The organism is Citrobacter sp. 21OH12SH02A-Citro, assembly GCF_027919895.1.
Classification (GTDB): Bacteria; Pseudomonadota; Gammaproteobacteria; order Enterobacterales; family Enterobacteriaceae; genus Citrobacter; species Citrobacter braakii.
This window is the reverse complement of record NZ_CP114801.1, coordinates 1,928,993-1,954,658: the sequence shown is the minus strand read 5'-3', so window position 1 is coordinate 1,954,658 and position 25,666 is coordinate 1,928,993. Positions and strand designations below refer to the sequence as shown.

Below are 25,666 nucleotides of genomic sequence, written 5' to 3'. Positions count from 1 at the left end.
CCCAAAGGTACATAATGTACCTATACGAAACAGCGAACAGGCAGGACGCCCACGAAGTAGCCGCCGGTGGCATATGAATAACCGGATGATTCGCAACTGTGGTTTAGATGCCTATGGAGGCAGTGATGCAGAAGAAAGAACCAGGACGAACGATTGAAGTTCGGGTGAATGGTGCCTTACTGGCAGCGCTGAAAACTGAAACTTCCGTAGCTGCTGATTACATCAGCTTTATGGATGTGGTGATCAAAGCATTGATGGATAAGGAAGCGCTGGAAGATGAAGCCAACGCATCCGGAAAGACGATTATGCACCCAGGGTTTGCAACTTTTGGATCAGCTGCAATTAGTAATCCCAGAGATCCTCAATGAAGAAATTAACCTTGATAGTGCCGGCTCCATTCGCAGCCTCAAGGTAGTGCTGAACAATATCTTCATTAAGATTTGTGTTCCATTTTTCAAAGCTATGGCGCGGGAAATATTCTTCAAAAATTTCTCGAACAGCATTCTCACCAGAGTTCAAGTCTGGAAGCAGTTGGCATTTGGTGAGGCATTTAGCAATAAGCGTTGACTTAAGCATCTGTTTTCCTTGCTTGGTTTGAACTCCCGCAAGGATACCACCGAGCCTGATGTGGTGAAAAGACAGGCGAACAACATGAAAGCGCACTCCTTCTCTATCAGTTGTAGATGACAGATGTGAAACAAACATGGAGTGGGCTTCCATATTGAGTGGGGAAGCTAACAGGCGATGGCAGTCGCCTTATTTAAATAATTTATAAATGATCACTAAGGTGCAAAATGAAGCTTGGATTTCTATTTCGCAAAGTAGTTTTGTTAGAGTTCAACAGGATTCCAACAAAAATCCCGAACAATAATCACGTTGTTATTTGCATAAATAATGTGCAGGTCGTTCTTTTTAAGCTGGGTCGCAATATTTTCCATAACTACTGGAGCAATCCTGCTTCGATCACATAATTCATAGAATTGCTCCCATTTAAGAGTGATTCCTTCATTTCCATTCATTCTCATTAAATCATTGATATTTGATGAAATACTTGAAGCTGAGCGAGGCATTATGAGTCCTTATTTTTATTAGAGAGATCTTACAATGCACTTAGATTAGTGTTGCACGCAGTTTAAAACAAGACAATTTTTCCAAAAAATTATTTCTCGCAGGAGTTGTCGCCAACTGGAGAGGGATTCGTGCAACCAAAATTCAGCGCCGTGCAGGGCGCATATAACACGGAGAAACTAACAATGGGTAACTTAGTAGTCGTTTCAGAGCAACAACCACGCATGACCAGAGAGCAGTTGATTGATGCTGCTCGTAAGGCCGCCCCTCTACTTCCAGCCGCTTCCCAGTGGCTGATGAACGAGTTGGCGAATCGCTACGATGTAGCCTGCGTGGCGCTGTGTGAATCCATGGAACAGCGCAAGGCACTCCAAGGTGACGTCATCAACTGGGCCAGAGAATGTGATCGGGTCACTGAACGTCATACCAAGTCACCGTGCAACCTTCACGTCCTATCAGCTCAAAGAGAAATGCGGGAACTTGACCCAACAACTGCTGTTGTGATTAGCGAAGGGGCTCTGTGATGGCTGCTAACTCATTCAAACAGATGTCCCGCGACGGGACCATCAAGCGCACCGATACCGGGATGTTTATCAGCCTTGAACATATCCACGTGCGTGAAGGTTTCAACAAGCGTGAAGACGACGAACGCACCCGCCAGGCAGATGACGACCTGTTTAACTATCTGATGAACGGTGGCACCGTTCCTCCACTGGAGGTTATTGCACGTGATGAAGGTGGTGTGTGGGTTGTTGAAGGCCATCGCCGCCGTCGCTGCTACGCACGTTGTGCTGAAGCTGGTAAGCCAGTTGACCGCATTCATATCATGCCTTTCAACGGTAACGATGTGCAGCGTCTGGCTCGAATCATGACCAGTAATAACCAACTCCCTCTTTCTGATATTGAACAGGCCGCTGTTATTCAGGAGCTTCATAACGCTTTCAACCAGACCACCAGCGAGATTGCAAAACTGGTCAATAAATCCGTGGCCACTGTTGAGAAGTTGCTTCTCCTCAGCACAGCGAACCATGACGTTCAGCAGGAAGTTAAATCCGGTGCAGTGTCTGTCGATGTTGCTGTTGATCGCGTTATCGAGTATGGCGAAAAGGCTGGGGAAGTTCTCCAGCACGATAAAGCCGTAGCAGCCGCCCAGGGTAAAACTAAAGTTACCCGCAGTTCTATAGCGCCAGAGCTCAGCATCAAGAGTGCTCGCCGTTTCGTTGAGCTTATGGCTCAAGCCTCGATCAGTGACGAAGGTGTTTTCACTCTCGAAGGCGCAGCCCTAGCTGAAGCACTTTCTATTATGGATGAGCACAAAGCGATTGCTGAAGCGCGTGAAACGTACCGCCTATCACAGCCAATACCTTCAGCAGAAGTAAGAGGGAAAACCCTTCACGTAAGCCTCGAAGGGATTGAAATTGGTACCGCACAAATATATCGCGGAAAGAACGTCATCCTTAATGGGATCGTAACCAGCCAGTCAAAAGCTGTGGCCCACTTCGTTAAGCAATACAAACTGCAGCAGGAAAATCATCATGACAGCAACCAATAAACCAATGACCGGTGCACAACTGAATGAACTGATGGCAGTCGCCATGCGCATGCAGTCTGACAGTGAAAAGATGGGGGAACGTCCTGTGTCCTTGTTTGCCTATGCGGTTCAGATTGCTGTTTTAGAAATTCGCGAAGTGCGCAGTAAGTACGAAGAACTGCAATCACAAAACGCAGACATGGCAGTACAACTCGCTAACGCCGAGAGCAAGTGCAGGGAGCTGGCGGCGGAGAACTCGGCGCTAAAAAATCCAGATAACTGGCTGTCACAGAGTGATTACGGTTACGAAGCTGCTGAGGTTGCAACGCAAAACGGAGCAACTGAAGACGAGTCCCTGAGAGCAGGGATGGTCGCAATTATTAATCGAATTGAAACCCCAGCTACAGATGCGCACCTGGCTGAAGTGCGGGCCAGTGCAATTCCTGAAGGTTACGTACTCGTGCCTCAACAAATCTTTCTTGACCCATCCGACATTGAGTCTATTTGCTCGCAATGCGGTGACGGCCATGAATCCGGGTACGGTGATTTTACTGACGGACTGTTGTGGGTTGGCAACATTCAACGTGACGACGGAAGTATTGTCCACGGTCTGCATATCTCGTCAGCAGACTACACAGAGGAAGGTGGTGTAACAGTCTATGAGTTCGCCGCCCAACTTCGCAAAGGAGCCAAATCATGATTTGGATTCTGTTGTCACTTAGCGCTGGTTACTACAACAGCGGGAATATTTCCGGCGTTGAGTTTAATTCTCATGACGCATGCATTGAGGCCAGAGAAGAGGTGCGTAAGCACGACAGGATGAATGTCGTGGTTATGTGCGTGAAAAAAGGGGAGACAGCCCAATGACAGCACTCAACAAACAGGCGCTGATTGCAAAAATCAAAAAGCAGACCGAGAGCTTTGACACTGTAGTGCTGAAAGAGGATGAAGCTCTCGCGCTGATAGAGGCGCTGGAAGCGCCAGAGAATCGCAATGCTGAATTACAGAGAGAGAATGTATACATCCGGAACCGGTACAAAGAACTGGACCTGTTAATCGGGAAGAACATTCTGGTCATGCAGGCAGCGATTATCGAATGGCAGGCAACTGGCGACGCTAAGAACGGACTGGCATGGATTTATAACACGCTGTTTGGTCCTGGAGAATTACCGGACGAAGCAGAGAAAGATGCTCAGGCCTACTTTGACCGCAAATATGCACCGATTGACGAAAAGCTTATGGCGCTTCACAAGTGGTTTTGGGAACAAAGTGAAGCCGAACGCGCCGCCGCTGGCATTGGCGTGAAGGGGGAGTGAGATGATTCACTATCACGGCGGACCAATAACGCCGGATACGTGCGCCATGAAAGCGTGGAAAGGACGCCATGCGTTTATCAGTTTCGCGCACTCCGGGCAAATTAACCTCGCAGCTGAATACTGCCAGTCATTCGCGCTGGACAACGGTGCATTCACTGCGTGGAAAGCAGCTGGCAAAAACAAAATCGACTGGAGCGATTACTACGAGTTTGTGGCCCGCTGGAAAAATCATCCCGGCTTTGATTTCGCCATCATCCCGGATGTTATCGACGGCGGCGAGGAAGAGAACGAAGCGCTTCTTGATGAGTGGCCGCATGGGGAGTTTTTCGGCGTTCCTGTCTGGCACATGAATGAAAGCGACGAGCGTTTTATCAGGCTCTGCAATGAGTATCCCCGCGTTGCAATCGGTTCATGTGGTGACTATGACGTTAAGCGTCCCAACCTTGCTGTAGCCAGAATGAAAGACCTGATTCGTCATGTTGTTGATGCTCACAGCCAGCCTGTCACTAAGTTGCACGGTTTGCGCATGTTAAACCCGCTGATATTCACAAAGTTACCGTTAGCCAGCGCTGATAGTACAAATGTCGCCCGTAACATCGGCATCGATAAAGCATGGTCTGGTGCTTACGCGCCAGCTTCAAAAGAAACCCGCGCCGCGTTAATGGTAGAGCGCATTGAATCGCATAACAGCCCCGGCTCTCTTGCGTACTGCGAGCAGCGTGACCGGTTCGACATGCAACTGCAATTAGCAGTTTAAGGAATAACCCATGACAACTAACCACCCGGCCCACGGTCCTGTATCACTCGCTCGCCTGCACCAGATAAGCGAAATACTCAGTAAAGCATCAGCACAAAGTGACGGCGGTAATCTCGGCTACGCAATGGCTGATGCTGTGAAGGTGATTAATGGGGCTATTGCGGCATTTGGTGCTGAGCCTGTGGCGTGGATAGTTCACGCTCGCACTGGTGACAAATTAACCACAGACGGCGGCTATGTCGCCAATGCCGAGGGGATATTAGGCCTTCATTCGACGCCCCTCTACGCTGCCCCGCTAGCGTCGGACAACAAACAGACGGACGAACTTGTTATGTGGGTTAAGCGTTTAGCCCACTCACTGAGAAAAGCTAACCCTGACAGTAAGTTGCAGAATGATGCAATGGACTACCTGAGCCGTAAAGGATTAATCAGCGTGGAGGACGTATTGGGATGAATGAATTTACCAGAGAAGAACTGGAAAAAATTGCAGACACTGACCATGTGCAATGTGGTGATGCTTCTGCACTGGCACGCATGGCACTGGCCGCGATGGACAGCGAGCCTGTTGGTGAATTTTATGAGGACGGGCCACTGAACTGGTATCAAATTTCCGAAGGCGACAAGGTTCCAGATAACAGGCGTATCCCGCTCTATCGCCACGCGCAGCCAGCACAAACCGGCGTAGATGACGATGTGCGCAACATCATTGGGTTATTAGAAACCAATGAATGGGCTGAGCATTGCACTGAAACGGTTTTAGGCTCGCGTCTGGAAGCGGAAATAACGCGACTCGTTGGTAGTTCGCAGCCAGCGCCGGTAGTGCCGGATGAAGATCCGCGAGATGCATTCGAGCGAACATTCAAAATGCCGGAGCATGTCACCCGCTGCGGTACCGGATATGCAGTAACGGCATATTCCGCATGGTTAGCCCATGATTTCGTCAGGATGTGGGAGGGCTGGAACGCTTGCCGCGCCGCCATGCTTCAGGCTGGCAACCATACCGAGCAACACCTCGACATGGTAGACCATTCTGGTGATGCCAACAAAATGGTGGCTGGCAACTCTCCGGTAATCGGCGTTGACCTGGCATCTGGTCCAGATCGCACAGTTGAGGTTCGCTATGTTGCACCTCCCGGCTACGTGATGGTGCCGAAGGAGCCGACAGAGGCGATGATTAACGCTTGGCTCTCTGAGGTTGCCAACTGGCGGGGCCACGTTGCCGGGTACAAGGCAGCACTTGCAGCAGCACCGCAGCAGGAGGTGAATCGTGGCTAACCTTCAACTGGCAGTTAACGGTGAATACTTCGACCAGATGAAGTCTGGTGAGAAGACGGAAGAGTATCGACTGGTTAATCCGTACTGGGGACGACGCATTCATGGCAAAGACTATGACCGTCTGATCATCACTCGTGGTTATCCGAAGCGCGGCGATATGAGCAAGCGTATCGACATCCCGTATGACGGTTACGAAATCAAGGTGATCACACATCCTCACTTTGGGCCAGAACCGGTGAAAGTGTTCGCTATCAAGGTTAATATTCATGCCCAGTAAACTCAAGCAGCGGCGTGTGCGTCGCCTCAAAACGGATGTGGCATGGTGGAAATCTGAAGCTGAATACTGTAAGGCGCGAGTGTTCGAACAGGCAAACGAAATTGCTGAACTCAGAAGCATGGTGATTCGTGTACCAATGCCGGTAATGGTGCCAGTAGAGATATTTCATCAGCTAAATGGGAAGGATTCGAAAGAATATCCATTATGTCGCAATTGCAACGATGGAACCCGTCACGGATGTTCATCGTGTGCTTACAGAATGAAGTAACCGGGTGCAGCCGGTTTAAGTGGAGAACTATCTATGAGCGGACAAATCCAACGTTTTCTTACTCCAGATGACCTCTATCAATTAACTGGTTATCGTCGCCCTTCCTTACAGTGCAAAGCTCTCAGGGATAGTGGAGTATTTTTTATTCCACGTAAGGACGGCAGACCTGGAACAACATGGGATCATGTATCAAACCCGGTTGGCCTTAAGTTGATAGTGAGCAATCCAGAGGAAGAAGAACCAAACTTTAAGGATATGTAATGTCTAGAGCTCGCAAAAACCCCGATGATAACTGGATGCCTCCCCGCGTTCGTCGGGGAAAATCTGCTTATGAGTTTCGTACAACAGATGGTCGTACCATCAGGTTGTGCAATCCTGATTTAACAAAATCGCAGGTATGGGCAGCTTACGAAAACTTCATTAACGATTTAAAGGTTGGTACGAACTTCAACGCACTTTGTGAGGAGTTTTTTAATTCAGGTGATTTCCACGAATTAGCAACAGAAACAAGAAAAGACTATAGAAAATACGGTTCAAAGATAAATGTTGTCTTCGGGAAAATGAAACCGGATAACATTAAGCCAGAACACATCAGAAAATATATGGATAAAAGAGGTGTTAAGAGCAGAGTTCAGGCAAACCGCGAGAAAGCATTTATGTCCAGAGTTTTTCGGTGGGCATACGAACGAGGAAAGGTGAAGATGAATCCTTGCCAGGGCGTTAAGCAATTTAAAGAGCAGGCTCGAACACGTTATATTAGCGATAGGGAATATGATGCACTTTATAGCGTTGCTTCTATTCCTGTAAAAGTTGCAATGGAGTTGGCATATCTATGTTGCGCCCGCCAGGGAGATATTCTTGACCTCAAAAAGAGTCAAATATTGAACGAAGGAATTTTAATCCAGCAGAGCAAAACAGCAGTTAGCCAGATCAAGGCCTGGACAAAACGTCTGGAGGATGCCGTTAATCTTGCTGACAGCATTCCTCTCAACAGCGGTATGGTCAGTATTTTTGTCATCCACCAGCCATCAGGTCTTCGATACACCCGCGATGCTTTTAATGCGCAATGGATGAAGACCAAAAAACTTGCTGCTGATAAATATCCAGACCTAGATTTCCAGTTCACTTTCCATGATCTAAAAGCCAAAGGAATTTCGGATCTTGAAGGTACGCTGAGTGAGAAGCAGGAAATTTCAGGTCATAAAAACGCCTCACAAACAGCGAGATATAATCGAAGAATTTCTGTTGTTCCGGTCGTTGGGGGGCAGTAATGCCCTCTTTTTATGGCGAAACTGAATGGCGAAACAATGGTGAACATGTATCACAAAAACAAAAAAACCACCCGTAGGTGGTTTCACGACACTGCTTATTGCTTTGATTATTCTATTCTTTCCCATGGTACCCGGAGTGGGACTTGAACCCACACAGCGCGAACGCCGAGGGATTTTAAATCCCTTGTGTCTACCGATTCCACCATCCGGGCTCGGGAAGAAATTGGAGGCGCGTTCCGGAGTCGAACCGGACTAGACGGATTTGCAATCCGCTACATAACCGCTTTGCTAACGCGCCGAAATCTTCTGGCTTTTCAGCCGACATCCGCTATTGCCGATGTCTTTAATTTGGAGCGGGAAACGAGACTCGAACTCGCGACCCCGACCTTGGCAAGGTCGTGCTCTACCAACTGAGCTATTCCCGCATCACCAAGTAACTTTGTTAATCACTTGATTTTGTTATCGTCTGGCAATCAGTGCTGCCGTTCGATGCGTTGCATTCTACTTACCTGACGCAATGAGTCAACGATATTTTTCACCACTGACGATCGTTTGCTGAAATTTGCGCCGAAACGATCACTGTTCAAGCAAATCTCCCCACGCAGCGCTCAAATACTGGAACATTGACCACAACGTCAGTATCGCGGCGACGAAGAAAAGTGCGATCCCGGCGTACTCTACCCAAATATTTGGACGCCACAGCAGCCATGCGAGCGCGGCCATTTGCGAAGTGGTTTTCACTTTGCCGATCCAGGACACCGCCACACTGCTACGTTTACCCAGTTCAGCCATCCACTCACGCAGCGCGGAGATAATAATTTCACGCGCGATCATCGTGGCGGCAGGAAGCGTTACCCACCAGCTGTGATAGTGCTCGGTCACCAGCACCATCGCGATAGCCACCAGTACCTTATCAGCGACCGGATCGAGGAAGGCGCCAAAACGCGTGCTTTGGTTCCAGCGACGCGCCAGATAGCCGTCAAACCAGTCGGTGACCGCCGCAATACAGAAGATCAGCGCACAAACGAAGGGAGCCCAGGTGAATGGCAGATAAAAAGCCAATACAAAGAATGGGATCAGGATGACGCGAAACAGCGTGAGCAACGTAGGGATATTAAATTGCATATGACGGATAACTATCTGTTGTCAGTAAAATTACCCCTATGTTGCTACAGAGGGCCTAATGTTTCAACGAGTAGAAGATCTTTTCTGCCAGAGCTTGCGAAATACCCGGCACTTTTGCAATTTCTTCAATACTCGCGTTACGAAGACCTTGCAAACCGCCCATATATTTCAACAACATCTGCCGACGCTTCGGCCCGACACCTTCAATAGTCTCCAGCGTGCTGGTACTTTTCACCTTCGCCCGTTTTTTACGGTGCCCGCTAATTGCATGATCGTGAGATTCATCGCGGATATGCTGGATAACGTGCAATGCAGGCGAATCCGGCGGTAGGCTAAAGCCCTCACCTTCCGGCTCAAAGAACAGCGTTTCCAGGCCTGCTTTACGATCGGCCCCTTTTGCCACACCCAACAAAAGCGGGTGCTGTTTGTCCCAGGGAACGTCCAGCTCAGCAAACACGGCTTTCGCCTGCCCCAGTTGACCTTTCCCGCCGTCGATCAATATGACGTCCGGAATCTTGCTTTCTTCAATCGCCTTACCGTAGCGCCGACGGAGAACCTGATTCATTGCCGCATAATCATCACCCGGCGTAATACCCGTGATGTTATAGCGGCGATACTCGGCGCGCAGTGGTCCATTGGCATCGAATACCACGCAGGAGGCTACCGTCTGCTCGCCCATCGTGTGGCTGATATCAAAGCACTCCATGCGTTTCACTGCGGGTAACTTGAGTACTGATGCCAGCGCCGTCAGGCGTTGAGTAATGGTCGACTGCTGGGAAAGTTTTGTGGTTAACGCCACCGCCGCGTTGGTACGCGCCAGCTTCAGATACCGCGCGCGATCGCCTCGCGGTTTCGTCTGAACGTTGATCTTCCGCCCGGCCAGCTCAGACAGAGAGTCTGCCAGCAGGGTTTTATCGCTAAGATTAAAATCGAGCAGGATCTCACCGGGTAAGGTGCGCATCTGACTTCCCTGCAGATAAAACTGTCCGACAAAGGTTTCAACGACCTCGCCGAGTTCTGTTCCACCAGGGACTTTCGGGAAATAGCTACGACTGCCTAACACTTTACCCTGGCGAATAAACAGCACGTGCACACAGGCCATGCCGGCGTCAAACGCCACGCCGATGACGTCCAGATCGTCTCCGGTATTAGAGACAAACTGTTTTTCGGTCACGCGGCGTACGGCCTGAATTTGGTCACGAATGCGGGCAGCCTCTTCAAACTCGAGATTTTGGCTGGCCTTTTCCATCCGGGCGATCAGCTGCGTTAATACCTGATCGTCTTTCCCGGACAGGAACAGACGAACGTAATCAACCTGCTGCGCATACTCTTCCTCACTCACCAGACCCGCCACACACGGACCGAGGCAGCGGCCAATCTGATATTGCAGACAGGGCCGCGAGCGATTGCGATAAACACTATTTTCGCACTGACGAATAGGGAAGATTTTCTGCAGCAACGCCAGCGTTTCGCGTACGGCGTAGCCGTTAGGAAACGGTCCAAAGTACTCGCCTTTGGCATGCTTGGCCCCGCGATGCATTGCCAGGCGAGGATGGGTATCGCCGCTGAGGAAAATAAAAGGATAGGATTTATCGTCGCGCAGCAAAACGTTATAACGCGGCTGATACAGCTTGATGTAGTTGTGCTCAAGCAATAACGCCTCGGTTTCGGTGTGCGTTACCGTGACATCAATCTGCTGTATTTGCGCGACCAGTGCTTCGGTCTTACGCGATGCGAGGTTGCTACGGAAGTAGCTGGAAAGCCTTTTTTTCAGGTCTTTCGCTTTCCCGACGTAGATGACCGTCCCGGCGTCATCATACATACGATAAACGCCGGGCTGACTGGTCACGGTTTTCAGGAACGCTTTGGCATCAAACTGATCGGTCACTGGCTTGTTAATGTCTCCGCATTACACAGGCCATGGCGAATTGCCAGATGAGTCAGCTCAACATCGCCGTGAATGTTTAATTTACTGAACATTCGATAGCGATAGCTGTTCACCGTTTTAGGACTAAGATTCAGTTGCTCTGAGATCTCATTGACCTTCTGACCTTTGGTGATCATCAGCATAATCTGCAACTCACGTTCAGACAAACTGGCAAAGGGGGTTTCCGTTTTCTCAGGCTCAATCTGGCTAAGCGCCATCTGCTGAGCGATATCGGAGGCAATATAACGTTGGCCAGAATAAACCGAACGAATCGCACTCACGACCTCCTGGGGCGCAGCCCCCTTACTGAGATAGCCCGCGGCTCCCGCCTGCATGACTTTTGCAGGTAACGGGTTTTCGGTATGGACAGTCAGCATGATCACTTTAATGTCAGCCGTTGAACGCGCAATTTTACGCGTTGCCTCAAGGCCACCAATACCGGGCATATTCATGTCCATCAGCACAACGTCAACGGAATTTGAGCGGCACCATTTTACCGCATCTTCACCGCAGCACGCCTCACCGACAACTTTAATGCCTTTTATATCTTCAAGAATGCGTCGTATCCCTGCGCGCACCAGTTCGTGGTCATCAACAAGAAAAACGTTGATCAAAGGAATATCTCCAGAATAGGGATAACGCTACCGATAGTTAATCGGTCCTATGTTAACGGGTTTTATCTCAACTTTGAAATGTAAAAATCGCCGTCTTTCGATTTTGCTCTCGTTTTTGGAAATTAGAAGGTACGACGAGTGGAAACTTTCTGTTATGGCAACCTTTTGCCACGGTTATATCTGCATAGCTGTTTCAGAATAGTGACAAAAAATTCATATTCGTCCGTTGAATGCAAAATAGGCAGCTAAAGTTGTAACAATAATTAACGAGTAAAATACTCGAAATAAACAACAGATGGAGAAAATATATGCAGTGCAACATGTTGTTTATTTTAATGTCCGCGGCTTATGTTTGCACAGAAAACAACCGCTGATATTTTTAGCCTCGCTTATGGTATACTCCGGCGCCTTAAGATTTGACATCGCACTTTTTCATTGAAACATAACGAGGAAAATAAATGAGTACGCCTGACTTTTCCACTGCTGAGAATAACCAGGAACTGGCCAATGAAGTCACCTGCCTGAAAGCCATGTTAACGCTGATGCTGCAGGCAATGGGCCAAGCCGATGCAGGGCGCGTGATTCTTAAAATGGAAAAACAGATCGCGCTGATTGAAGATCAATCACAGGCTGCGGTATTTTCCAGCACTGTTAAGCAAATTAAACAGGCCTACCGCCAGTAATAAGAACCCGGCTGACAGCGATGCTCTCAGCCGGGTTTGCGTCTGACACTCAGAACGATAATTTACTCAGATCAGCCCGGTTGCCGCGGCATAACAGGCGATCTGCGTTTTGTTGGGTGCATTAAATTTCTTTTGCATATTTTTCTGGTGAAAGTTAACGGTATTTTCAGAAATCGACAGAATTATCGCTATCTCTGAAGAGGTTTTCCCCTCTGCCGTCCATTTCAATATCTCTTTTTCCCGCTTGCTAAAGCGCATCTCTGGCGCCATGACCATGTCATCTTGCAGCCGCGTCAGTACCGACAAGCTTTCCCGCACCAGCAGTTGCATCCTGAGCTCTACCTCATCGTTTGCAAAGCGACTATTACGGACACTCGCACGCGATACCGATAAAAAACCCAACGCCCGATTAGGCAACATTAAGCATTGCGTCATCCCTTTACGTAAACCGTGATTGCGCGCGGCATCCCACAGGGGCTGTGCATCGCGAAATAAGGTATCGTTCCAGGGTAAATGCCCCTGACTGAAGTTTTCAGGCTTCAGCACCGGATCAATAGCGAAATAATTCTCGGACTGATAATGCGCCACCCATGCTTTGGGATAGGTCGTGTGAAGCGACGTTTTAGGTCGGGTAAAAGGTACGGGATGACGAACACAGAGCGCGTAAAAATCGAACTCTAAATGCTGCGTCTGTTGTTGTAATTCATTATAGACATCCTCTGCCGTCGCCATTTCCTGAAAGCGTAACAGCATACTCCGTCGCCAGGTGAAGAAATCATGACCCTGCATACTAAGTGGTAATACCCCTGAGATTGATAATCATCCAAACATATGAAACAAGCTAACACATAAATGTATTTTATATATGCAAATTATCGGACAAATGAACAATTACTTGAGCATTACTCAACGGCGGCAGGAAGTAACAGTATTGGGAGTTAATAATAAAGCAATAATTATAAATAGTTATGCGAACAACACTCGTCAAAAAACAATTTCGACGAGTGCTGCATGCACTATTTATTGCATCAGAAACTTTTCAAGAAACTGACGGGTTCGCGGCTGCTGCGGATGCGTGAATAAGGATTTAGCTGGCCCCTGCTCCACTATCCGTCCTTGATCCATAAATATCGCCCGATCGGCAACGTCGCGCGCAAAGCTCATTTCATGCGTCACAATCACCATGGTGCGTTTTTCCTGCGCCAGTTGGCGGATGGTATTAAGTACCTCACCAACCAGTTCAGGATCAAGCGCGGAGGTCGGTTCATCAAAAAGAATAACCTCAGGTCGCATCGCCAACGCCCGGGCAATAGCCACGCGCTGCTGCTGCCCGCCGGACAAACGCCGCGGATAGCTGGTTTCTTTACCAGCTAACCCGACTTTCGCCAGCAGTTCGCGCGCACGGGCTGTCGCTTCGGCTTTCGGTTCGCCTTTAACAATCACCGGACCTTCAATAATGTTTTCCAGCACCGTGCGATGCGGGAACAAATTAAAGTTCTGGAACACAAAGCCCACGTGCTGGCGCAACTGACGAATCAGACCTTTCTGCTGAGTTAACGAACGCGCGGTATCAATGGTAATCTCACCCACCTTAATGGTGCCCGCCTCGGGTTGCTCCAGCAAATTAATGCTGCGCAGCAGCGTCGTTTTGCCCGAACCGCTCGGCCCGATAATCGCCACAACTTCACCGGGTTTGACGTCAAGATCGATCCCATGCAGCACCGTTTGCCCATGGAATTTTTTGACCAGGTTTCTGACTTCGATAGCACTCATTTCGGCTCTCTCTCCTGGCGATTCAGTTGCTCTTCAAAATAGTTTTGCAGTGCAGAAAGCACCGTCGCCATCACCCAATAAATCAACGAGGCTGCCAGATACATCGTGAATACCTCCAGCGTACGCGAGGTAATCAACTGCGCCTGACGGAACAGTTCCGGTACCTGAATAGTCGCGGCCAGAGAGGTGTCTTTCACCAGGCTAATAAAGCTGTTACTCAGCGGCGGGAGTGCAACCCGCGCAGCCTGCGGCAGGATTGCCCGGCGCATGGTTTGCCACCGCGTCATACCAATACTGGCGCCCGCTTCCCACTGCCCTTTATCGATGGAGGAGATTGCCGCACGCAGCGTTTCCGCAGCGTAGGCCGCCGTATTAAGCGATAAGCCAATCATCGCCGCCGGAATAGGATCAAGCTCAATACCAAACTGCGGCAGACCGTAATAGATCATGAACAGTTGGGCAATCAACGGCGTTCCGCGAAAGATAGAGATATAAAAGCGCGCCAGCCAGCGCACAGGCAGCAGCGGCGACAGACGCATCAGCGCCAGGATAAAACCCAGCACGAGGCCAAAGAACATCCCACCGATACTCAGTTGCAGCGTAAACACTGCGCCCTTGAGCAGATACGGCAGAGAATCAATCACCAGTTGGATACTTTCATGCATTAGCGTTTTTCTACCTGGTCGTTACACGTGAGGATGGTAGGCAAACAGCGCAGGTGCCCCACCAGTATGAATAAAGAGAATTGGCCCTTCATCCTTGAAGCGCTTCTGGCTAATGCCATCAATCAGACCCGCCATCGCCTTGCCGGTATACACCGGATCCAACAAAATACCTTCTAGGCGCGCCAGCAGTTTTACCGCCTCCATGCCCTCTTCGTTTGGCGTACCGTAGCCCGGCGCATAATAATCGTCCCATAACTGGATTTCCGCTGAGGCCGTCAGTTCCAGCTCCCGGGCAATATCCTGCTGCAGTGCAACAACTTTGGGCTTTTGATCCGCCACGCTGCGTGAGACGGTCACGCCGATAAGTTCGACGTCAGGCATCAATTGCTCCAGGCCCACGGCCAGTCCGGCATGGGTTCCCGCACTACCCGAGGCCACCACTACGGAAGAGAGCGAAACGGCCCCTTCACACTGTTGGGCAATTTCCAGCGCGCTTTCCACATAGCCCAGCGCACCCAGTGCATTGGAGCCCCCAACCGGGATCACATACGGGCGGAACCCTTGCGCTTCAATCCGCGTCGCCAGATCCTGCAGCTGTGCATTCGGATCGGTCAGCGCATCGCACATTTCAATCTGCGTATTAAACAGATCCAGCAGCAGACGGTTGCCATTGGTGAGATAGTTTTCGGCAGTGGTGCCTATCGGATTTTCCAACAGCGCCACGCAGTGCAGGCCAAGCTTAGCGGCGACCGCCGCCGTCTGGCGAACATGGTTAGACTGAATCGCACCCGCGGTTATCAGCGTATCCGCGCCTTCACGCAGCGCGTCTGCGGCCAGAAACTCCAGCTTACGCAGCTTATTGCCGCCCATAGCCATCGGCGTGACGTCATCGCGTTTAATGAAAATATCACGCCCGAGGTAATCTGAGAGGCGCGGAAGATATTCGAGTGGCGTTGGCGCGCCAATAAATTCCAGACGTGGAAAGCGCGTTAAATTATGCAGCGGCATACAGCCTCCGGTATTCGTTGTTGTGATGTTCTTTTATTATGCACGTTCAGGCGCAATGAAATAAAAAAAGGCGCTGTTAAAGGCGCCTTTTTTCATCAGATGACGATTATTTCGTCACATCTGCTCCAAACCATTTTTCAGACAGAGCTTTCAGTGAACCGTCTTTCTGCATTTCAGCAATGGCTGCATCCACCGCTTTCAGCAGATCTTCATTGCCTTTACGCAGCGCCACGCCGGACTCCTGGCGGGAGAATGCTTCACCGGTAACGGCCAGCGTATCCTTGGTTTTTTTCACCAGATCCAGCGCGGCCAGACGGTCAACCAGGATGGCGTCGATACGACCTACGCGCAGATCCTGATATTTGGTCGGGTCATCATCATAGGTACGAATATCCACGCCCTGCACGTTCTGGCGCAACCACTCTTCATAGTTGGTTCCCAGACCAACGCCGACTTTTTTACCTTTCAGATCGGCAGCAGTCTTAATAACGCCTTCATTGCCTTTCTTCACCAGCGCCTGGATACCAGAGACCGTATACGGGGTAGAGAAATCGTATTTTTTCTTACGATCATCAGAGATAGTCACCTGGTTGATGACCACGTCAATGCGTTTGGAATCAAGAGAAGCCAGCATACCGTCCCATTTGGTCGGCTTCAGCGTGGCTTTCACTCCGAGATGCTTGGCCAGTTCCTCGGCAAACTCCACTTCGAAACCGGTCAGCTTGCCGTCATCGCCCTGAAAACTAAACGGGGGATAGGTCCCTTCCAGGCCCACCAGCAGCGTGCCGCGCTCTTTAACTTTATTTAACAGACCTTCATCTGCATAAGTCTTCACGCTCATTCCGGCGACAAGTGCAACAGCCATTACACCCATCAGAGCCTGACGTCCCAGAAGTGCTAATTTCATAGTTACCCCGAATATTGTCATTAGTGACTATCATTTATGACTACAGTGTAAAGCGTTTGCCGTGATCCACAAACACGACTCTGTTACACCTTATTCGTTTTTAATATATATCAGAACTGGCTGTCCAGGAGGATTTCTGCATATGTCCCATATGCGTATGAGCTTTAAACTGCTCATACTTACGCAAGGCGATGCGGTAATTGTTGGTGCTGGTTTCCGGTAGCCACGGGGCAAGGTTTTCGTCGAGAAACCCTTCCTGCAGCAGATCGTGAGAGATATTTTGTTCGGTCAGATGATTCCCGAGGCGACGCAGGCGCACAACGTATTCGCGTACCGTGCCGTGACTCATTTCGGTCTGCTCGAATAAAAATTGCTTGAAGCCGATAATGTCAAAAAAGTCGCTCTGCTCTTTGCAGTGCAAATCACCGCAAAAACGACACAGTGCCACCCACTCTTTTTTCTCCTGTTCCCACTCTGCTTCATTCAGCAACGTGTCCAGTCGGGCGATGGCGATTTTATTCACAATTTGCCCTCGGCGAACCAGTGTGATCCTGTCGAGCAACTTAAAGCAATGGGCGCAATGCGTCTGGCTGTGTTTGAAATCTTTGAGGTAGCGGCTTAGAGGCCGTCTTTTTGATTGCTGCACCGTCATGAGAACTCCTGGTAGTCAATTCGTAATGCGGCATTGTTCAGGGGTAATGATGTACCCCTATAGCTTACCCAGCTTGGTGCGTAGACGTTTGATGGCCTGACTGTGCAACTGGCTAACCCGTGACTCCCCCACTTCCAGTACCGCGCCAATCTCTTTCAGATTCAGCTCTTCCTGGTAGTACAGCGTTAACACCAGCTTTTCGCGTTCCGGCAACGCTTCGATCGCGTCCATCACGCGCTGGCGGAGGTTACCCTCAAGTAGCTGCTGTAACGGGTTTTCCTGCTGATGTTCTTCCGTCACCAGCTCAATACTATCGCCATGCTCTTCCCGCCACTCGTCGTAGGAGAAGAGTTGGCTATTATTGGTATCAAGCAACATCTGACGATACTCTTGCACAGGAATAGCCAGACGCTCCGCCACTTCGGTTTCCGTCGCGTTACGCCCTAATTCCTGCTCCAGTTGCCCCATCGCCTGTGCCACTTCGCGAGCATTGCGCCGAACGCTACGCGGCACCCAATCCCGGCTACGTAGTTCGTCCAGCATCGCTCCACGAATACGCTGCACTGCGTAAGTGGTAAATGCCGTTCCTTGCAAAGCGTCATATCGGTCGACTGCATTCAATAACCCGATGCCGCCCGCTTGTAGCAGGTCATCCAGTTCTACGCTCGCCGGCAAACGCACCTGAAGGCGCAATGCTTCGTGACGCACCAACGGTACATAACGCTGCCACAGCGAGTGTTTATCCATTACACCTTCAGCGGTATACAGTGAATTCACGATAAACAGCCCTGCGTTAAATGAGTTATCGGCATGATTATCCGTTTCTGCAGGGGTTTTAATCGGGTGAATAGTGGGTGAAATGAGGGGTTATTTAGGGGTTACGGGTAAAGCTAGATGTAAAAAACCCCGCCGGAGCGGGGTTTGCGCGATAAGTGTAAATTAACGCAGCAGAGACAGAACGTTCTGCGTGGTCTGGTTAGCCTGTGCCAGTACAGAAGTACCTGCCTGTTGCAGAATGTTTGCACGAGACATGTTGGACACTTCGGTCGCGTAGTCAGCATCTTCGATACGGCTACGTGCTTCAGACAGGTTGTTTACGGTGTTACCCAGGTTGGTGATGGTAGAGTTGAAACGGTTCTGTACCGCACCCAGGTCGGAACGCAGGTCAGCAACCTGAGCCAGCGCTGCGTCAATTTTAGCCAGCGGGCTATCGGTTTTCGCGGTAGCGACTTCGTTCAGCGCTGCCCCAGATTTGAAATCGTGACCTTTAACGCTGGAGGCCAGGTACTGTTTGCCGTCAACAGTTGCTACTTCAGTTTTGCCGTTCACACCGCCAAACTGAACCGCTGCCTTCTGAGAAACGCCTGCATTATCAGTGTAACCTACTGTTTTAGCAGTGATAGTACCGGTTTTTGCATCGTAATCAGCAGCGTAGTATTTGCCGTTGTTTTCCAGTGCATAACCGCCATCAATTGCTTTGCCGTTTTTGTCTTCAAAAGACATCTTAACCAGCGTAGTGTTAGCCCCGGTAGCACCAGTAACACCCGCGCCAGCCAACGCAGTTGCTGCAGCAGTAGTGTTTGGTTTGGTACCAGCAACATCCACAATCTGATTCTTGGTAATTGTTGTGGTATCAGCTTTGGTAACGGTGTTATCGATTGCACCAATGGTAACAGCAGTACCAGCAACAGTGGCTTTGTACATACCATCAGCACCACCAGTGGTACCAGTAATATTTACATAATAGTTACCGTCTTTAAATTCAACAGTTGCTGCACCACCGGTACCACCTGCCGCTGCAGTGATAGCAGCAGCATTAGGTGTTACTAAAGTATCTGTACCATCTTTATACGTATCAGGAGTACCAACAGCAGTTGCTTTAGTGGTGTAAGCATCCTGCACACTCAGGGTGTCCAGACCTAAAGTTTTGGAGTTGATTTCTTTCAGGTTGATATCGATGGTTTCACCATCGTTCGCACCGACCTGGATGGTCAGGGTGTTGTCTTTCGCCAGTACTTTCACGCCGTTGAACTGTGTCTGACCGGATACGCGGTCGATTTCGTTCAGACGCTGAGTGATTTCAGCCTGGATAGAGTCGAGGTCAGACTGGGAGTTGGTACCAGTTGAGGACTGAACCGCCAGCTCACGAACACGCTGCAGGTTGTTGTTGATTTCAGACAGAGAACCTTCAGTGGTCTGCGCGATGGAGATACCATCGTTGGCGTTACGGGACGCCTGAGTCAGACCTTTGATGTTAGAGGTGAAGCGGTTAGCAATCGCCTGACCAGCAGCATCGTCTTTCGCGCTGTTGATACGCAGACCAGAGGACAGACGCTCGATAGCGGAGCTCAGGGAAGACTGAGATTTGTTCAGGTTATTCTGGGTCAACAGCGACAGGCTGTTTGTATTGATGACTTGTGCCATGATCTTTTCCTTATCAATTACAACTTGATGTTATTGGGCTGTTGCCCACGGTTTCTCACCGTAACCCTTGTATCGGCACCTTAATTTCGAACTTTAGAAAATTTTTACTTTCCGTCGTTTTTTTTCTTAGCCGCTGAAATACCCTCTATATGCACCACTATTCCGCGCATTATTTTTGCAAAACTATTATTAAACTTTGCGCGCAGATTGCCGATAAAGCGGTTAACTACTGTTTGCAATCACAAGGAATTAGGCATGCCTTCATTTACATCACTGGGCGTTGGTTCGAACTTACCGCTGGATACATTGCTGACAAACTTAACCACTGCTGAGAAAAAGCGTTTAACGCCGATTACTCAGCAGCAGAGCGCTAACACCTCGCGTCTGACCGCGTATGGCACGCTAAAAAGTGCATTAGAAAAATTTCAGACTGCGAATACCGCACTGAACAATGCCGATCTGTTTAAAAGCACCACTGCCACCAGCAGCACAGAAGATTTAAAAGTCAGCACCACCGCGGGCGCTGCTCCAGGGAAATACACCGTCAGCGTCACTCAACTGGCGCAGGCACAGTCATTATCGACTACGGCGAAAATTACCTCGACTAAAGAGCAGTTGGGCGATACCAGCGTCGATGAACGTACGATTACGATTTCGCAACCGGGCCGTAAAGAGCCACTGGAAATCAAATTAGGCAAAGGCGAAACCTCACTGGAAGATATTCGCGATGCCATAAATGATGCCGACAGCGGTATTTCCGCAAGTCTGGTGAAGGTTAAAGAAGACGACTACCAGTTGGTGTTAACCGCAGAAAGCGGCACTGAAAGTGAAATGACCATCTCGGTGTCCAACGACGCAAAACTGAGCGATTTACTGTCCTATGACAGCAAAGCCGGCAGCGGGAAAATGAAACAGCTGGTCGGGGCGCAAAATGCCCAATTGACGGTCAACGGCATTTATATTGAACGTCAAAGCAATACCGTAACTGACGCTCCACAGGGCATCACGCTCCAGCTGACCAAAGAAGTAAAAGATGCGTCTATCACGGTAACAAAAAGTGATGAAAAGGCCACTACGGCGATCAAGGCCTGGGTAGAAGCCTATAACTCACTGGTGGATACCTTTGGCACGCTGACGAAATATAAAGAAGTTGAACCGGGCGAAGCGGCCAGCGCCGATAACGGCGCGTTGCTGGGCGATAGCGTTCTCCGTACCATTCAAAACGGCATTCGTGCGCCATTTGCTAACAGCGGCAGCGAATCCCCGTTTAAAACCATGTCTGAGATTGGCATTACACAGGACGGTGGTACCGGCAAGTTAAAAATCGATGAAGAAAAGCTGGCTAAGGCACTGAAAGATAATACCGCTGCCACTCGCGAACTGCTGGTTGGCGATGGCAAAGAGACCGGTATTACCACTAAGATTGCCACCGAAGTAAAAAGCTATCTGGCCGATGACGGCATTATCGATAATGCGCAAGACAATATTAACGCCAACCTGAAGCTGCTGACTAAACAGTATCTGACCGTCAGCAACAGTATTGATGAAGTCGTTGCTCGTTATAAAGCCCAGTTTACCCAACTGGATTCCATGATGAGTAAGCTGAACAGCACCAGTACGTATTTGGGTCAACAATTTTCAGCGATGAGTAATTCCTGATAACACGAGGTAAGCATGTATACCGCGAGCGGTACCAAAGCCTATGCACAGGTCAGCGTGGAAAGCGCCGTGATGAGCGCCAATCCACATCAGCTGATTGAAATGTTGTTTGATGGTGCGAACAGCGCCCTGGTGCGCGCTCGCCTGTTTATGCAGCAGGGTGATATCGTCGCCAAAGGTGAAGCGTTAAGTAAAGCCATCAATATTATTGATAATGGCCTGAAAGCCGGCCTGGACCACGAAAAAGGGGGAGAACTCGCCACCCATCTCTCTTCATTGTATGACTATATGGTTCGCCGCTTACTGCACGCTAATCTGAATAATGATTGTCAGGCCATTGAAGAAGTCGAAGGGTTACTCGGCAACATTGCAGATGCCTGGAAACAGATCTCACCGAAAGCATCTTCCCAGGAGTCTCGTTAATGACCTCAGCCGTGGAGTTTATCAACCGTTGGCAGCGCATCGCGCTGCTCAGTCACTCACTGCTGGAACTGGCGCAGCGCGGTGAATGGGACCTTTTACTGGAACAGGAAGTTACCTATCTGCAAAGTATTGAAGTGGTCATGGAAGAGCAAACTCCACCAGGCATTACGCGAAGTATTCAGGATTTAGTGGCCGGGTACATTAAACAGACGCTGGATAACGAACAACTGCTCAAAACATTGTTGCAGCAACGTCTGGATGAACTCAGCAATCTCATCGGTCAGTCGACGCGCCAAAAGACGCTAAATAACGCTTATGGCCGTCTTTCAGGCATGCTGTTAGTTCCCGACGCCCCCACTGCCCCACAATAATTTCCCGTCTCGTCTGAATAATCTTCCATACTCCAGAGGTCGGCCAAACGACTTCTGGAGCACGGAAGATGAAAAATCCCACGTTATTGCAGTATTTTCACTGGTATTACCCCGAGGGCGGTCAACTCTGGCCCGAACTTGCCGAACGCGCAGGTGGACTTAATGACATCGGCATCAATATGGTGTGGTTACCTCCCGCTTATAAAGGCGCATCCGGCGGCTATTCCGTTGGCTACGACTCCTACGATCTGTTTGATCTGGGCGAATTCGACCAAAAGGGAACCATCGCTACCAAATATGGCGATAAAAACCAACTGCTGGCGGCGATAGACGCGCTAAAACACAATGATATTGCCGTACTGCTCGACGTGGTGGTTAACCACAAAATGGGTGCAGATGAGAAAGAGAATATTCGTGTACAGCGGGTTAACGCCGAGGATCGCACGCAAATAGACGATGAGATTGTCGAATGCGAAGGCTGGACGCGCTACACCTTCCCTGCCCGCGCGGGCCAGTACTCGCAATTCATTTGGGACTTTAAATGCTTCAGCGGTATTGACCATATCGAAAACCCAACCGAAGACGGCATTTTTAAAATCGTGAACGACTACACCGGCGAAGGCTGGAACGATCAGGTTGATGATGAGTTGGGTAATTTTGATTATCTGATGGGCGAAAACATCGATTTTCGCAATCACGCGGTCACCGAAGAGATCAAATACTGGGCGCGTTGGGTGATGGAGCAAACCCAGTGTGACGGCTTTCGGTTAGATGCCGTGAAACATATTCCGGCATGGTTTTATAAAGAGTGGATTGAGCACGTGCAGGAAGTCGCCCCCAAGCCGCTGTTTATCGTCGCGGAATACTGGTCGCATGAAGTCGACAAGCTGCAAACCTACATTAATCAGGTAGAGGGGAAAACCATGCTGTTCGACGCCCCTTTGCAGATGAAATTCCACGAAGCCTCTCGTCAGGGTCGCGATTACGACATGAGTCAGATTTTCACCGACACTCTGGTGGAAGCCGATCCGTTCCATGCCGTCACGCTGGTCGCCAATCACGACACTCAGCCCTTGCAGGCGCTGGAAGCCCCTGTCGAACCGTGGTTTAAGCCGCTGGCCTATGCGCTGATCCTGTTGCGCGAAAACGGCGTGCCGTCAGTGTTTTATCCTGACCTCTACGGAGCGCATTACGAAGACACCGGCGGCGATGGCGAAACCTATCCTATCGACATGCCGATCATTGAACAGCTTGATGAACTGATCCTCGCGCGCCAGCGCTTCGCACACGGGGTACAGACGCTCTTTTTCGATCACCCTAACTGTATCGCTTTTAGCCGCAGCGGAACGGACGAGGATCCCGGCTGTGTGGTTGTTCTGTCTAACGGCGATGACGGGGAAAAGACCATCAATCTCGGTGCGAATTACGGGAATAAAACCTGGCGCGACTATCTGGGAAATCGCGAAGAAAGCGTGGTCACCGATGAAAACGGTGAAGCGACGTTTTATTGTAACGGCGGTAGCGTCAGCGTGTGGGTGATTGAAGACGTGTTGTAAAATTCAACCCCGGTAGCCGTGGGCTACCGGGGCGTATAGCTTATGGCAATGGCGTGGCCAGCGGCGTTTTCTTTAGCGCATCAGCACATTCCTGCGTCGGACGGTCGACCCGCTGCAGCGTCATACCATCATATTCCAGCGTATTGCCTTCACGCTCAATCTCATACAGCTCGCGTTTCACCGTCACGTTGGTGAGATCGCCAGAGATCATCGTCAGTTTCCCCGGCAGCGCGATCACTCGCTGCCACTGGCGACAATCCAGCGTGTCGCCCTCTTTTGTTACCACCAGGCTGGCAATCGCTTCCGGGCTCACCAGACTGCGTTGCGGACCTTTTGACTGCCAGTATCCTTCCAGACCGGCTGGCGCTGGCGTTTTCACCACGTCGTTATAATTTTCTACTTCGGCGCATCCGGTAAGCGCCAGAAATACAGCAACGATTGCTAATTTTTTCATCATTCATCCTGCATGCGAAGAAAATGGGATTGTGGCATTAAAGGCCTGATGTCGCCAGCCTTTCGGCAGGGTTGAGAAAGATTGATCCAGACGGTGTTACCTCTTATTACTCATAGTCAAAAATTCTGATCGGTGTAGTATCCACACTTCTTGTTACATACCTTCTGAGTTCAGAGGCACAACGCATGTCATGGCAACATTTCAAACAGGCCTGGTTAATTAAATTTTGGGCCCCCGCCCCTGCGGTCATCGCAGCGGGTATTCTCTCTACCTACTATTTCGGCATTACGGGAACCTTCTGGGCCGTTACCGGCGAATTCACTCGCTGGGGTGGTCAAATCCTGCAACTGTTTGGCGTTCACGCCGAAGAATGGGGATACTACAAGCTGATCCATCTCGAAGGCTCACCCCTGACCCGCATTGACGGCATGATGATCCTCGGTATGTTCGGTGGCTGTTTTGCTGCCGCATTGTGGGCAAACAACGTCAAATTACGCATGCCGCGCAGTCGGGTGCGCATTATGCAGGCGATCGTCGGCGGGATGATTGCCGGATTCGGCGCCCGGCTGGCAATGGGCTGTAACCTGGCCGCATTCTTCACCGGTATTCCACAGTTCTCGCTACACGCCTGGTTTTTCGCCCTGGCAACGGCTATTGGCTCATGGTTTGGCGCACGCTTTACCCTGCTGCCGATGTTTCGTATTCCGGTTAAAATGCAGAAAGTCTCCGCTGCTTCTCCGTTAACACAAAAGCCGGATCAGGCCCGTCGCCGTTTCCGCCTCGGCATGCTGGTGTTTATCGCCATGATCGGCTGGGCGCTCCTCACTGCGATGGATAAGCCCAAACTTGGTTTGGCCATGCTGTTCGGCGTCGGGTTCGGGCTGCTGATTGAACGGGCGCAAATCTGCTTCACCTCCGCCTTCCGCGATCTGTGGATTTCCGGTCGCACCCATATGGCGAAAGCGATCATCTTCGGGATGGCGGTCAGCGCCATTGGTATCTTTAGCTACGTACAACTGGGCGTCGAGCCTAAAATCATGTGGGCAGGTCCGAATGCGGTGATCGGCGGCTTGCTGTTCGGCTTCGGCATTGTTCTGGCGGGCGGGTGTGAAACGGGCTGGATGTACCGCGCCGTTGAAGGCCAGGTGCATTACTGGTGGGTGGGACTGGGCAACGTTATTGGCTCGACCATTCTGGCCTACTACTGGGATGATTTTGCTCCCGCGCTTGCCACCAGTTGGGACAAAGTGAATCTGCTCAACACCTTCGGCCCGCTCGGTGGCCTGCTGGTAACCTATCTGCTGTTATTTACCGCGCTGATTCTCATCATCGGCTGGGAAAAACGCTTCTTCCGTCGCGCTGGGCTGACGCCTGCCAAGGAGTCTGTATGAAAAATATCGTGCCTGATTATCGCCTCGATATGGTCGGCGAGCCGTGTCCGTACCCGGCTGTCGCCACACTGGAAGCGATGCCGCAATTGAAGAAAGGTGAGATTCTGGAAGTGGTGAGCGATTGCCCGCAGTCAATCAACAATATTCCACTGGATGCGCGTAATCACGGCTACACGGTGCTGGATATTCAGCAGGATGGTCCAACGATTCGTTATTTAATTCAGAAGTAATGCGATTCTCCCGTTGCCCGACGCAGCGGGAGAATGTTCAG

33 protein-coding genes, 3 tRNA genes and 1 pseudogene are annotated in these 25,666 nt (G+C 50.2%); 20 read left to right on the top strand and 17 right to left on the bottom strand.

Going from position 1 to position 25,666, the window contains the following annotated elements; all coding sequences use genetic code 11:
• Window positions 1-125: 125 nt before the first annotated feature.
• The gene (locus O6D90_RS09365; protein WP_088583032.1) at window positions 126-368 is read left to right on the top strand and encodes a hypothetical protein; all 243 of its coding nucleotides are present in this window, start codon (window positions 126-128) and stop codon (window positions 366-368) included.
• On the opposite strand, the gene O6D90_RS26235 is transcribed toward O6D90_RS09365, so the two are convergent.
• Window positions 343-705, bottom strand: a complete 363-nt coding sequence (locus tag O6D90_RS26235) for a hypothetical protein (RefSeq protein WP_318655838.1) — start codon at window positions 703-705, stop codon at window positions 343-345. The genes O6D90_RS09365 and O6D90_RS26235 overlap by 26 nt on opposite strands.
• Before the next feature lie 125 nt (window positions 706-830).
• The gene (locus tag O6D90_RS09355; protein ID WP_088583034.1) at window positions 831-1,070 is read right to left on the bottom strand and encodes a hypothetical protein; all 240 of its coding nucleotides are present in this window, start codon (window positions 1,068-1,070) and stop codon (window positions 831-833) included.
• Window positions 1,071-1,253: 183 nt separating this feature from the next.
• Between O6D90_RS09355 and O6D90_RS09350 the strand changes: the two genes are divergently transcribed.
• The 11 genes and pseudogenes from O6D90_RS09350 (at window position 1,254) to O6D90_RS09300 (ending at window position 7,763) form a co-directional block, all read left to right on the top strand.
• Window positions 1,254-1,592, top strand: coding sequence for a hypothetical protein (locus O6D90_RS09350; RefSeq protein ID WP_225836883.1), 339 nt, complete (start codon window positions 1,254-1,256; stop codon window positions 1,590-1,592).
• Window positions 1,592-2,620: a chromosome partitioning protein ParB gene (locus O6D90_RS09345; RefSeq protein WP_088583036.1), complete on the top strand. Its 1,029-nt coding sequence runs from the start codon at window positions 1,592-1,594 to the stop codon at window positions 2,618-2,620. Before O6D90_RS09350 ends, O6D90_RS09345 begins: the two co-directional genes overlap by 1 nt.
• On the top strand, window positions 2,604-3,299 hold the full coding sequence (locus tag O6D90_RS09340) for a hypothetical protein (RefSeq protein ID WP_225836885.1): 696 nt from the start codon (window positions 2,604-2,606) through the stop codon (window positions 3,297-3,299). Before O6D90_RS09345 ends, O6D90_RS09340 begins: the two co-directional genes overlap by 17 nt.
• Entirely contained in the window at window positions 3,296-3,466 is a 171-nt protein-coding gene (locus O6D90_RS09335) for a hypothetical protein (protein WP_192575224.1), read from the top strand. Before O6D90_RS09340 ends, O6D90_RS09335 begins: the two co-directional genes overlap by 4 nt.
• A gap of 101 nt (window positions 3,467-3,567) precedes the next feature.
• Window positions 3,568-3,915: pseudogene (locus O6D90_RS09330) on the top strand (ead/Ea22-like family protein); the annotation flags it as partial.
• Between the two features lies 1 nt (window position 3,916).
• Entirely contained in the window at window positions 3,917-4,672 is a 756-nt protein-coding gene (locus O6D90_RS09325; protein WP_088583037.1) for a hypothetical protein, read from the top strand.
• Window positions 4,673-4,682: 10 nt separating this feature from the next.
• Window positions 4,683-5,126 (top strand): hypothetical protein, encoded by a 444-nt coding sequence (locus O6D90_RS09320; RefSeq protein WP_088583038.1) that lies wholly within the window; start codon window positions 4,683-4,685, stop codon window positions 5,124-5,126.
• Window positions 5,123-5,947, top strand: coding sequence for a hypothetical protein (locus tag O6D90_RS09315; protein ID WP_225836887.1), 825 nt, complete (start codon window positions 5,123-5,125; stop codon window positions 5,945-5,947). The genes O6D90_RS09320 and O6D90_RS09315 overlap by 4 nt, the downstream gene beginning before the upstream one ends.
• Window positions 5,940-6,224 carry an RNA-binding protein gene (locus O6D90_RS09310; protein ID WP_088583039.1) on the top strand — a complete coding sequence of 95 codons (285 nt, stop codon included), beginning with the start codon at window positions 5,940-5,942 and terminating at the stop codon, window positions 6,222-6,224. The genes O6D90_RS09315 and O6D90_RS09310 overlap by 8 nt, the downstream gene beginning before the upstream one ends.
• Window positions 6,225-6,525: 301 nt before the next feature.
• A complete protein-coding gene (locus tag O6D90_RS09305; protein ID WP_065944714.1) occupies window positions 6,526-6,753 on the top strand; it encodes a DUF4224 domain-containing protein in 228 nt (75 codons plus the stop codon).
• The gene (locus O6D90_RS09300; protein ID WP_105607099.1) at window positions 6,753-7,763 is read left to right on the top strand and encodes a tyrosine-type recombinase/integrase; all 1,011 of its coding nucleotides are present in this window, start codon (window positions 6,753-6,755) and stop codon (window positions 7,761-7,763) included. The genes O6D90_RS09305 and O6D90_RS09300 overlap by 1 nt, the downstream gene beginning before the upstream one ends.
• Window positions 7,764-7,888: 125 nt before the next feature.
• Here the strand turns inward: O6D90_RS09300 and O6D90_RS09295 are convergent.
• From O6D90_RS09295 to uvrY, 6 genes are all read right to left on the bottom strand, one after another.
• Window positions 7,889-7,975: transfer RNA gene (locus O6D90_RS09295), tRNA-Leu, on the bottom strand.
• Between the two features lie 12 nt (window positions 7,976-7,987).
• Window positions 7,988-8,061, bottom strand: a tRNA-Cys gene (locus O6D90_RS09290).
• Window positions 8,062-8,112: 51 nt separating this feature from the next.
• Window positions 8,113-8,188 (bottom strand) — tRNA-Gly (locus O6D90_RS09285).
• Between the two features lie 151 nt (window positions 8,189-8,339).
• Window positions 8,340-8,888: a CDP-diacylglycerol--glycerol-3-phosphate 3-phosphatidyltransferase gene (pgsA, locus tag O6D90_RS09280; protein ID WP_016153472.1), complete on the bottom strand. Its 549-nt coding sequence runs from the start codon at window positions 8,886-8,888 to the stop codon at window positions 8,340-8,342.
• Window positions 8,889-8,943: 55 nt separating this feature from the next.
• Window positions 8,944-10,776, bottom strand: a complete 1,833-nt coding sequence (gene uvrC, locus O6D90_RS09275) for an excinuclease ABC subunit UvrC (protein ID WP_016153473.1) — start codon at window positions 10,774-10,776, stop codon at window positions 8,944-8,946.
• On the bottom strand, window positions 10,773-11,429 hold the full coding sequence (uvrY, locus tag O6D90_RS09270; RefSeq protein ID WP_006684079.1) for a UvrY/SirA/GacA family response regulator transcription factor: 657 nt from the start codon (window positions 11,427-11,429) through the stop codon (window positions 10,773-10,775). Before uvrY ends, uvrC begins: the two co-directional genes overlap by 4 nt.
• A 295-nt stretch (window positions 11,430-11,724) precedes the next feature.
• Between uvrY and O6D90_RS26330 the strand changes: the two genes are divergently transcribed.
• On the top strand, window positions 11,725-11,868 hold the full coding sequence (locus tag O6D90_RS26330; protein WP_419879749.1) for a hypothetical protein: 144 nt from the start codon (window positions 11,725-11,727) through the stop codon (window positions 11,866-11,868).
• A 19-nt stretch (window positions 11,869-11,887) separates the two neighbouring features.
• Window positions 11,888-12,112 carry a DUF2594 family protein gene (locus O6D90_RS09265; protein WP_016153474.1) on the top strand — a complete coding sequence of 75 codons (225 nt, stop codon included), beginning with the start codon at window positions 11,888-11,890 and terminating at the stop codon, window positions 12,110-12,112.
• A 66-nt stretch (window positions 12,113-12,178) separates the two neighbouring features.
• On the opposite strand, the gene sdiA is transcribed toward O6D90_RS09265, so the two are convergent.
• The 8 genes from sdiA to O6D90_RS09225 all read right to left on the bottom strand — a co-directional run bounded on the left by sdiA (window position 12,179) and on the right by O6D90_RS09225 (window position 19,541).
• Window positions 12,179-12,901, bottom strand: coding sequence for a transcriptional regulator SdiA (gene sdiA / locus O6D90_RS09260; protein ID WP_016156833.1), 723 nt, complete (start codon window positions 12,899-12,901; stop codon window positions 12,179-12,181).
• Window positions 12,902-13,132: 231 nt separating this feature from the next.
• The gene (tcyN, locus tag O6D90_RS09255; protein ID WP_003030477.1) at window positions 13,133-13,885 is read right to left on the bottom strand and encodes an L-cystine ABC transporter ATP-binding protein TcyN; all 753 of its coding nucleotides are present in this window, start codon (window positions 13,883-13,885) and stop codon (window positions 13,133-13,135) included.
• On the bottom strand, window positions 13,882-14,550 hold the full coding sequence (gene tcyL, locus O6D90_RS09250) for a cystine ABC transporter permease (protein WP_003030474.1): 669 nt from the start codon (window positions 14,548-14,550) through the stop codon (window positions 13,882-13,884). The genes tcyN and tcyL overlap by 4 nt, the downstream gene beginning before the upstream one ends.
• Window positions 14,551-14,571: 21 nt before the next feature.
• Window positions 14,572-15,558, bottom strand: a complete 987-nt coding sequence (gene dcyD / locus O6D90_RS09245; protein WP_016156834.1) for a D-cysteine desulfhydrase — start codon at window positions 15,556-15,558, stop codon at window positions 14,572-14,574.
• A gap of 106 nt (window positions 15,559-15,664) precedes the next feature.
• Window positions 15,665-16,465 carry a cystine ABC transporter substrate-binding protein gene (gene tcyJ / locus O6D90_RS09240; RefSeq protein ID WP_016156835.1) on the bottom strand — a complete coding sequence of 267 codons (801 nt, stop codon included), beginning with the start codon at window positions 16,463-16,465 and terminating at the stop codon, window positions 15,665-15,667.
• Between the two features lie 100 nt (window positions 16,466-16,565).
• On the bottom strand, window positions 16,566-17,117 hold the full coding sequence (gene fliZ / locus O6D90_RS09235) for a flagella biosynthesis regulatory protein FliZ (protein WP_016153478.1): 552 nt from the start codon (window positions 17,115-17,117) through the stop codon (window positions 16,566-16,568).
• Between the two features lie 57 nt (window positions 17,118-17,174).
• Complete coding sequence (gene fliA / locus O6D90_RS09230; protein ID WP_016153479.1) at window positions 17,175-17,894, bottom strand: RNA polymerase sigma factor FliA; 720 nt, start codon at window positions 17,892-17,894, stop codon at window positions 17,175-17,177.
• Window positions 17,895-18,056: 162 nt separating this feature from the next.
• On the bottom strand, window positions 18,057-19,541 hold the full coding sequence (locus tag O6D90_RS09225) for a FliC/FljB family flagellin (RefSeq protein ID WP_016156836.1): 1,485 nt from the start codon (window positions 19,539-19,541) through the stop codon (window positions 18,057-18,059).
• A 255-nt stretch (window positions 19,542-19,796) separates the two neighbouring features.
• Between O6D90_RS09225 and fliD the strand changes: the two genes are divergently transcribed.
• From fliD to amyA, 4 genes are all read left to right on the top strand, one after another.
• Window positions 19,797-21,200, top strand: a complete 1,404-nt coding sequence (gene fliD / locus O6D90_RS09220) for a flagellar filament capping protein FliD (protein WP_218731529.1) — start codon at window positions 19,797-19,799, stop codon at window positions 21,198-21,200.
• 15 nt (window positions 21,201-21,215) lie between these two features.
• A complete protein-coding gene (gene fliS, locus O6D90_RS09215; RefSeq protein ID WP_016156838.1) occupies window positions 21,216-21,623 on the top strand; it encodes a flagellar export chaperone FliS in 408 nt (135 codons plus the stop codon).
• Window positions 21,623-21,994 (top strand): flagella biosynthesis regulatory protein FliT, encoded by a 372-nt coding sequence (fliT, locus tag O6D90_RS09210; protein WP_003030458.1) that lies wholly within the window; start codon window positions 21,623-21,625, stop codon window positions 21,992-21,994. The genes fliS and fliT overlap by 1 nt, the downstream gene beginning before the upstream one ends.
• A gap of 68 nt (window positions 21,995-22,062) precedes the next feature.
• The gene (amyA, locus tag O6D90_RS09205; protein ID WP_016156839.1) at window positions 22,063-23,550 is read left to right on the top strand and encodes an alpha-amylase; all 1,488 of its coding nucleotides are present in this window, start codon (window positions 22,063-22,065) and stop codon (window positions 23,548-23,550) included.
• 40 nt (window positions 23,551-23,590) lie between these two features.
• On the opposite strand, the gene yedD is transcribed toward amyA, so the two are convergent.
• Window positions 23,591-24,004 (bottom strand): lipoprotein YedD, encoded by a 414-nt coding sequence (yedD, locus tag O6D90_RS09200; RefSeq protein WP_016153484.1) that lies wholly within the window; start codon window positions 24,002-24,004, stop codon window positions 23,591-23,593.
• 185 nt (window positions 24,005-24,189) lie between these two features.
• Here yedD and yedE point away from each other — a divergent pair, with 185 nt between their 5' ends.
• Window positions 24,190-25,395: a selenium metabolism membrane protein YedE/FdhT gene (gene yedE, locus O6D90_RS09195; RefSeq protein ID WP_016156840.1), complete on the top strand. Its 1,206-nt coding sequence runs from the start codon at window positions 24,190-24,192 to the stop codon at window positions 25,393-25,395.
• Complete coding sequence (gene yedF / locus O6D90_RS09190; RefSeq protein WP_000790504.1) at window positions 25,392-25,625, top strand: sulfurtransferase-like selenium metabolism protein YedF; 234 nt, start codon at window positions 25,392-25,394, stop codon at window positions 25,623-25,625. Before yedE ends, yedF begins: the two co-directional genes overlap by 4 nt.
• Window positions 25,626-25,666 lie beyond the last annotated feature (41 nt).